Genomic DNA, 1,943 nt, shown 5'->3' on the forward strand with positions numbered 1-1,943 from the left:
GGGCCGACCCGGCCGGGGTGCCCGCCGGCGGTGGCTCCTCGATCGGCGGACCCGACCACCTGGCCACCATGCTGCTGGCCGAGGCGGCCGGCCTGGCGCCGGCCCGGGTCGCCTACCGGCGCAACGACGGCGGCGGCGACCTGCTCGCCGCCGTCCTCGGCCGCGAGGTCGCGTTCGCCATGTCCGGCCTGAGCGAGTACGCCGACCAGATCACCTCGGGTCAGCTGCGGGCCCTCGCGGTGACCAGCGAGCAGACCGTCGACCAGGTGCCGGCGCCGACGGTCCGGGCCGCCGGCCTCGACGTCGTCTTCAACAACTGGCGCGGCATCGTCGCCCCGCCGGGCCTGGCCCCCGCCGATGCGGCTGCGCTGCGGGCGACCGTCGCGAAGCTGGACACCTCGGCACCCTGGGCCGCGGCCCGCAGCCGCTTCGGCTGGACGCCGGCCTATCTGACCGGCGACGCCTTCGGCGCCTTCATGGCCGAGGAGAGTGCCCGGGTGGCCGGCGTGCTGCGCCGGCTCGGCCTGCACCGCCTTTGACCGGTACGCCGGCCACAGGCCTGATCGCCGTGAAGTCGCCTTCCTCGTAACGGCTGGCGCTCAGCAGCAGCACCCACTCGTCGCAGCCCTGCCACGGGTACACGTCCGCGGCACCACCGCGCACGGTCCGCGGCCCGTCGCCGATGCGCGGCCGGCCGTCCGCCGGTGCCTGCGCGTAGTCGGGGAACCAGGCGTCGGCACAGAGCTCGGTCGCCGAGCCGATCCCGGCCAGCCCGAACGCGTTCTCGGCCGCGGCGGTCCGTTGCTCGTCGCCGAAGTCGTCGAGCAGCTGCTCCTCGCCCGGCCGGTCGTCGCCGCGGAACGTCAGCGTGGTGGTGCCGGCGCGGGCCGCGTACTCCCATTCGGCTTCACTGGGCAACCGGAACGGCAGGGCCGCGAGCAGCTCGTCGAGGTCGTCCTCGATCCGGGCGGCGGTGGTGCCGGTGTCGGCGAAGTCGTCCTCGTAGCCGGGCAGCCAGTGGCGGACCTGCTCGACCGTGAGCGGGTGGCGCGCGATCAGGAACGGCTCGACCCGCACCTCGCGCGCCGGCCGCCACTGTGCGGCGGCTTCGAAGAACGGGTCGGGGTCGTCCTCGAACTCACCGCGCTCCTGGATGCCGCGTACCGCCGCCAGCTCGGCCTCCGACAGACCCATCCGGAACGTCCCGCCCGGCACCTCCCGGAAGACGACCCCGGACGCCGGGTGCCGCCAGGCCGGCCGCCCGTTCACAGTCTCCGCTGCCCACATGCCGGCGCACGATAGCAACCCGGATCCGCCCCGGGTTCTGTCGTACCCGTCCGATACAACTACGACCCGATCGATCGTGCGGGAGGACCGGATCGTGACCGAGGACGAGATCGCCTACGAGCGGCGCAGCTCAGCGCCGGTCATCGCGCCCGTGCGCCCGCGCAAGCTGGCCAAGGTGCCCTTTGTGGAGCTGGCCGAGGGCCGGTTGCAGGGCGTCGTGTCGAGCGGCTCGGACGTGTCGCGGGTCTACGTCTCCTCGATCACCGCCGGGGACCACGGGCTGAGCTGCACCACCAACAACAACCGGCCCTGTGGCGGCCTCGGCGCGGCCCGGCCATGCAACCACATCGGCGCGCTGATCGACGCCGCGGTGGCGCAGTACGGCCTCGACCGGGTGACCCGCTACCTGAAGGCCGACCTGCCCGAGGGCGAGCAGGACCTCCGCCGCGGCCTGCACCCGACGACGGCGCCGAGGCACTCCGCCGAGGTGTTCAGCAGCTTCCTGCGCCATCTGGCCTACCTGGAGCTCCCACCGGCCGCCGACCCCCTGCCCGAGCTGCAGTGGTTCCCGGCCGCCGGGGTGGTGAGCTGATGCTGGCCGCGGCGCTGCGCACCCGCCCGGCCGGGCTCGACGAGGCGCTGGCCGTGGTCGACGG

General features: G+C 74.5%; 3 protein-coding genes. 2 read left to right on the top strand and 1 reads right to left on the bottom strand.

Annotated features, from left to right (window positions below; genetic code table 11):
* Positions 1 to 539, top strand: a 539-nt coding sequence (locus AB0C29_RS46040) for a tripartite tricarboxylate transporter substrate-binding protein (RefSeq protein WP_360834360.1), incomplete at its 5' end; no start/stop codon positions are given.
* Here AB0C29_RS46040 and AB0C29_RS46045 read toward each other — a convergent pair.
* Positions 475 to 1,287 carry an SUMF1/EgtB/PvdO family nonheme iron enzyme gene (locus tag AB0C29_RS46045; protein WP_360834362.1) on the bottom strand — a complete coding sequence of 271 codons (813 nt, stop codon included), beginning with the start codon at positions 1,285 to 1,287 and terminating at the stop codon, positions 475 to 477. The genes AB0C29_RS46040 and AB0C29_RS46045 overlap by 65 nt on opposite strands.
* Before the next feature lie 94 nt (positions 1,288 to 1,381).
* Here AB0C29_RS46045 and AB0C29_RS46050 point away from each other — a divergent pair, with 94 nt between their 5' ends.
* A complete protein-coding gene (locus AB0C29_RS46050; protein ID WP_360834364.1) occupies positions 1,382 to 1,879 on the top strand; it encodes a hypothetical protein in 498 nt (165 codons plus the stop codon).
* Positions 1,880 to 1,943 lie beyond the last annotated feature (64 nt).

Origin of the sequence: Actinoplanes sp. NPDC048791 (assembly GCF_040650095.1) — a bacterium.
Classification (GTDB): domain Bacteria; phylum Actinomycetota; class Actinomycetes; order Mycobacteriales; family Micromonosporaceae; genus Actinoplanes.